The organism is Methylibium sp. T29-B (genome assembly GCF_000576225.1).
Taxonomy (GTDB): domain Bacteria; phylum Pseudomonadota; class Gammaproteobacteria; order Burkholderiales; family Burkholderiaceae_C; genus Methylibium; species Methylibium petroleiphilum.
The window spans coordinates 1-729 of the sequence record NZ_AZSN01000390.1 but is presented as its reverse complement, the minus strand read 5'-3'; the positions used below and the strand labels follow the sequence as shown (position 1 = coordinate 729).

Annotated in this window: 1 protein-coding gene; it reads right to left on the bottom strand. The window is 74.5% G+C overall.

Annotated elements, in window-relative coordinates:
• Positions 1-591, bottom strand: a 591-nt coding sequence (locus Y694_RS22125) for a HisA/HisF-related TIM barrel protein (RefSeq protein WP_036236865.1), incomplete at its 3' end; no start/stop codon positions are given.
• Positions 592-729 lie beyond the last annotated feature (138 nt).

Here is a 729-nt window from a genome sequence, read left to right as displayed (position 1 = left end):
GCCGATCAGCTGCGCGTCCGGCGCCCGCGCGCGCACCGCGGCCAGCGTGTCGAGGTCGGGACCGCCATCGCTGCCCACGCTCGACAGCGTCATCACGATCAGGCGCCGCGGCCACTGCGCCGGCAGCTCCCACACGCCGGCCGGATCGAGCGGTGCGCCCTGGCGATGGTCCAGCGAGAGCAGGGCGCGCGACGGCGGCGCGAAGCAGGCGGCCAGCGCCTCGCGCGAGCGCAGCGATTCGCTGCCGTAGACCGGCGTGACGCGCGCTGCCGCCGTGGGCGCCAGCCGGGCCAGCAGGTGGGCGGCGGCGTCCGGGCCACTGAAGCCGGCGTCGAGCCAGAGCGCCACGTCCGGCTGGTCCTGCAGCAGCGTGCGCAGCCATTCGAGCTGGGGCGGCCGACCCTGCAGGGCGTTCAAGTCGGCGAGGTACAGCGTATCGGTGGCACAGTGTTCGCATAGCCGCCGAGCCACGATCCGCGGATCGGCGCTGCCGCACAGCGCCGAGGCGATCGCCCGGTAGTGCCGGCGCTCCCCACGCACCGCGCGGACCACCTGGCCGTCCAGCAGATCGATGACCGGAATGATGTGCATAGGATGACCCAGACCCTCTTCGTCTACGAGTATCTCAGCGGCGGCGGCCTCGATGCCGCGCCCGCGGGCGATGCCGCCGCGGCCGGGCGCAGCGAGTTGCTGGACGCCGGCCTGGCCATGCGGGCCGCGCTGCTGGAC